This is a genomic window from Stieleria sp., assembly GCF_041595215.1.
Lineage (GTDB): Bacteria > Planctomycetota > Planctomycetia > Pirellulales > Pirellulaceae > Stieleria > Stieleria magnilauensis.
The window spans coordinates 1-5,027 of sequence record NZ_JBFHKV010000630.1 but is presented as its reverse complement, the minus strand read 5'-3'; the positions used below and the strand labels follow the sequence as shown (position 1 = coordinate 5,027).

At 60.9% G+C, this 5,027-nt stretch carries 3 protein-coding genes; 2 read left to right on the top strand and 1 reads right to left on the bottom strand.

Going from position 1 to position 5,027, the window contains the following annotated elements:
• Positions 1-2,380 (bottom strand): FG-GAP repeat domain-containing protein (locus tag ABX749_RS21410; protein WP_372897773.1); only part of this gene is annotated, 2,380 nt, incomplete at its 3' end.
• 45 nt (positions 2,381-2,425) lie between these two features.
• Here ABX749_RS21410 and ABX749_RS21405 point away from each other — a divergent pair.
• Together ABX749_RS21405 and ABX749_RS21400 are read left to right on the top strand one after the other, a co-directional pair.
• Positions 2,426-3,280 carry a fumarylacetoacetate hydrolase family protein gene (locus ABX749_RS21405; RefSeq protein ID WP_145218051.1) on the top strand — a complete coding sequence of 285 codons (855 nt, stop codon included), beginning with the start codon at positions 2,426-2,428 and terminating at the stop codon, positions 3,278-3,280.
• Between the two features lie 64 nt (positions 3,281-3,344).
• The gene (locus ABX749_RS21400) at positions 3,345-4,922 is read left to right on the top strand and encodes an aldehyde dehydrogenase (NADP(+)) (protein WP_372897772.1); all 1,578 of its coding nucleotides are present in this window, start codon (positions 3,345-3,347) and stop codon (positions 4,920-4,922) included.
• Positions 4,923-5,027: the final 105 nt, after the last annotated feature.

The following is a 5,027-nucleotide window of genomic DNA, read 5'->3' as shown; positions in this document are numbered from 1 at the left end:
CCGGTCCGCGGACGATCCGGCTTCGATAGTGTGGCCCGAAACGCAGTTCCAGGACCGAACCGATTGCGTAGTGGTTCACACGTCCACTCGCCGCGGCGTTGTCGGCGATGCCTTTGAAGCGAACCGAAATCTGGTGCGCGTCTCCGGCGGACTGGTTGATGCCGACTTGGATGTCACTGCCGCTGAGCGTTACAAGGTCGATGCGGCCATCGCTGTTGAAGTCGGCTGCGGCGCCGGCTGTCAGGTTCTCGGGCAGGTCGGTGTCCGTGTTGACGACATTGATTCCCCAGGGGCCGAGTTTCAGCGTTTGCGCCGACTTGGGGGATGCTGCGGCGCCGATCCATTCGAGATAGGAATCGTTGTCAAAGTCAGCCAAGGCCGGCCGTGATGGAAAGCCTGGGCCCGTTTCGACACGGTCGACGGTCCAGACCCCGATGTCGGCTGAGTTTCCGAAGGCGACCATCGATTGTTGGCTGGACGTTGCGATGACATCCCAGCCGACGTTGGCGTCCACGTCTTCGACCACGATGCTCAGTGAGCGATCGTCTTCGGCGACCGGCAGCGGCGGCACGTCGTCTAGGGTTCGGAAGCGGAATTGCAGGTGCAACAAGTTTTCCAAGATGCTGACGCGCCCGGACTGGTGGATGGCCAGGACGTCCAGGTCGATGTCGCGGTCCAGGTCGGCAATCGTCATGTCGGCGATCGGATCGTCGGCGTCCACGGTGCTGGTTCCGATGGGGGCTTCGAAAAAGGTTCGGTTGCCGCGATTGATCCAGACACGGATCTGGCCGGCTGCCGGTGCGACGATCAAATCCAAGTCGCCGTCGCCTTCCAAGTCGCCGGTCGTCACGGCCGAAATCGCCGGCAGATCTTCCAGTCCGGTCGTCTTTTCGACCAACGTCAATCGCTTGTCGGCGGGAGTTTCGCTGCGGGTATCGATTTGAACCAGACGCAAACCAAACGGGCCGTACGCGACCAAGGCGGGTAACGTGTCGTGGCGTGCCTTGGTTGAATAGTCACGTTCGGTTTGATCGTCGGCAACCGGTTCGCTGCGTTTGATGCGATCGGAATCGCTGCTGTCGACCATGAATAAATCCGCGGCCACCAAGCCGCTCGGTGTGACGCCGAGATCGAGTTCGGCGATCGCGGCCCAAGCATCACCTTGTTGCGTCAGCAATCTCAGTTTTCCGTCGCTGGTGACGGCGGCCAGATCCATTTTGAAATCCAGATCCGCGTCCAACGGTAACACTGCTGCGGCGTCACCTGCGGACGAAAACTCAAACGAGATCGCGGTCTCGTCACCGGCGATCGGTTTGGCGGTGGCGATTTCGGTGCTCAACTGACGGACGGTGTCGAAGTTCAGTCGGTCCAACGGGTGGGGCGATGTTCGGCGCCGATCGGTGCGGACAATCTCCAAGGGGTTCAAGACGTTCGACCACAAGACCGAGGACTGGTCGGCTTTGGCCCAGTCCCCCTTCTCGATCGCGTCTTTGATTTGATTGACCAGGTCCTCGGGCGAGAGTCCGATCGGTTTGGTGTAGGCGGCCAAGGTCGGCTCGACGGCTTGGGCCAGTCGCCAGGTGCGATCGACCAACTCGGCAGCGGACGGATCTTGGTTGTCGATCGACAAACGCAGTGCCCGCAGCGCCAGGAACAGATTGTCATCGTTTTCGTCAGAAAGTCGTCGCAGCGACTTGGCGGCCGGTTTCAAGACGGAATCCGGTAGCCCATCGACGGGGTCGGACATCTTTTCCAACAGGTCGATCAGCGGTCCGCCCAAGATGACGGCCCTGGGGTCTTCGCCCATCGGTCCATCGATGGCTTGGGTTAGACGCGTGAACAGATCGCGGCGCAGCGATTTGCCGATTGTTGTCCCAAGTAGTGCCGCCTCGTGTGCGTCGATGCGGCTGTTCAGCCACCGTTTGGTGATCTCATCGCCGGAATTTTTCTGATAATCTTCGATCGCCTTTCGCGCCGCTTCGATCGCGTCGGGAAGCCGCGCGCGTGCCGCCTGTTTCTCTTCGCTGGATTTGACCGAGTCGGTCGCCGCGGCGGTCAGCATGTCGACCGCCAGCACGGCGTTGAGGGCCCGGTTGAGTGCCACCGAGGGGTCGTCGGAAAACTGATTTCGCAGCCCCGACCACAGTTGTTCGGCCTGCTCGGGTTCCATGTTTTCCGTCGCCGCGAGCGCCTGGTTGATTTTTACCAGGTTCGCCTCCGATTCACTGTTGAGCGGTGGCGTGGTACCGTTTCCGTTTCCGCCAGGGTCTCGAGTGCAGCTGCAACCGGCAAACGTCAACGTGATGGATGTTGCGACCGCGGCGAAGGCGAAGGTCAACTGCCGATGCAGGTTCGGGCGGTTCGTCGGGGGTGCGTTCACGATGTATGCCATCCGTTGGGACCATTCATTAAAAAGGTTTGACATATGAAAGTAGCAAAATTCTTTGATGCTTCCGACACGATTCGCGTCGGACTGGTCCGCGAAAACGAATTATTTCCGTTGGTGATGACCGATGAAATCGCAAGCCTTTCGGATCTGATCGCCCATTCCACGCCAATTGCCGCTGCCGAATCACTGCAAACCGAAGCCGCGATCGAGATCGATGAGCAACTGCGATGGCTGCCGCCGATCGACCATCAGGAAGTCTGGGCGGCCGGCGTCACCTACAAGCGTTCGCAAACGGCACGGATGGAGGAGTCCGAAGCCGCTGCGTCGTGCTACGACCGCGTCTACAACGCCGATCGCCCCGAATTGTTTTTCAAGGCGACTCCCCATCGTGTGTCTGGTTACGGGCAACCGTTGCGGATTCGATCCGATGCCAGTTGGAACGTGCCCGAACCCGAAATCACGCTGGTGATCAGCCCCCAGATGCGGATCGTGGGATTGACGGTGGGCAATGACATGAGTTCGCGAGACATCGAAGGCGAAAACCCGCTCTATCTGCCGCAAGCGAAGTGTTATGACCAGTGTGCCGGGCTGGGGCCATGGATCACCTTGTTCGACACCTTGCCGCCGGCGGATTCGATTGGCGTCGACTTGCAGATCGTCCGCGACGGCCAAACGGTGTTCGATCAACAAACCAGCGGCGGCCAGATGGCACGAACGTTTGAAAACCTCGTCGACTGGCTCGCCAGAGACAATTCGTTTCCCGCCGGTGCGTTTCTGATGACCGGGACGGGGATCGTCCCCACCAGCGATTTCACACTGCTGCCCGGCGACATCGTCAATATCACCATCGACGGCGTCGGCACGCTCAGTAATCCGATCATTCAGGGGTAGGCAGTTGTTCGCGCCCATCGGCTGATCGCCTGTCCCATTCAACACTAAACCCAGGAGCCTCAACATGACCGCAAAAGTACTCCTCGCCGGAACCTGGCGTGACGCCGATTCGGTCGGCACGTTCCAAGCGACCAACCCGAACACCAACGAAAAGCTGCCCACCGAGTTTCCGATCAGCTCGTGGGCCGATTGCGATGCCGCGCTGGATGCCGCCGCCGAAGCTGCTCGCGAAATGCGAACACTTCCCGCGGCGAAGATCGCGGAGTTTTTGGATCTGTACGCCGACAAGATCGACGCGGCCAAAGACAGTCTGGTCGAGGCGGCACACGCCGAAACCGGTTTGGCCAAGTCACCGCGACTGGCCGATGGAGAGTTGCCACGAACCAGTGGCCAACTTCGTTCCGCCGCAGAATCCTGTCGCAGCGGCGATTGGGCGATGGCAACGATCGACACCGCCGCCGGGATTCGCTCCTGCTACGAGCCGCTCGGACCGGTCTGTGTGTTCGGGCCCAATAACTTTCCCTTTGCCTTCGGGTCGGTTTCCGGCGGAGACTTTGCTGCGGCGATCGCGGCCGGCAATCCCGTCATCGGCAAAGCCAACAGTTCCCACCCCGAAACGACGCGACTGTTTGCAGAATTGGCATTGAAAGCCGCCAACGAAACCGGCATGCCTGCTGCAATCGTCCAGTTGATCTATCGCACCGGACACGCCGACGGCGAGCGATTGGTCGCTGATCCACGCGTCGGTGCGACCGGGTACACGGGCAGCCGATCAGCCGGATTGAAACTCAAAGCGGCCGCCGATGCGGCCGGCAAACCGATCTATTTGGAACTTTCCAGCGTCAATCCGGTCGTGTTGTTGCCGGGCGCCCTGGCCGCCCGTGGCGATGAAATTGTCGACGAATTCTGCGGCCGCGCGTTGATGGGATCCGGCCAGTTTTGCACCAATCCCGGCGTGGTGTTGGCGATCGCCGGTGAAGGCACCGACAAATTCATCGCCGCGGTCAAAGAACGCTTTGCCGGCTCGCCCGCGGGAACATTGTTGTCACCCGCCGTTGCCGGAAGCTTGAAAGACAGCATCGAGAAACTTTGCGGGTTTGGCGCGGAGTTGTTGGTCGGCGGCGGCGAGGTCGAAGCCGGCCGATGTGCGCTGGCCAACACGTTGATGACCGCGACTGGAAAACAGTTTCTGGACGACCCTGAAGGATTCCAGACCGAAGCATTCGGCAATGCATCGCTGGTCGTGGTCACCGAGGACCTCGATGAACTTTGCAGCGTCCTGGCCAGCTTGGAAGGCAACTTGACCGGCTGCGTTTACAGCGATCCGGCCGGCAGCGACGATGCGTCGTACGACCAGGTGGCGTTCGAATTGACGCCGAAGGTCGGGCGGATGCTCAACGACAAGATGCCGACCGGAGTCGCCGTCTCGGCCGCGATGAATCACGGCGGACCCTATCCGGCGACCGGGCACCCGGGTTTCACTGCCGTCGGCGTCCCCGGATCGTTGCTGCGGTTCGGGAAACTGACCAGCTATGACAACGTCCGGCCGGAACGATTGCCGGCGTTGTTGGCGGACAAGAACCCGACCGGCCAAACCCCACGCCGGATCGACGGCGCGTGGACGACGGCGGATGTGTCGTGATCGTGTCGCTCGGGTGGGATGGGTCGTGGATGCCTACGAGCCTGTCCGTCCGTTTCGCTGCGAAGCAGCGAAACGGGCGGCTGAAGCCTGCACACCAGCGCGGGT

Coding starts and splice junctions, on each gene's coding strand:
- ABX749_RS21405 (WP_145218051.1), top strand. CDS start 2,426: ATGAAAGTAGCAAAATTCTTTGATGCTTCCGACACGATTCGCGTCGGA.
- ABX749_RS21400 (WP_372897772.1), top strand. CDS start 3,345: ATGACCGCAAAAGTACTCCTCGCCGGAACCTGGCGTGACGCCGATTCG.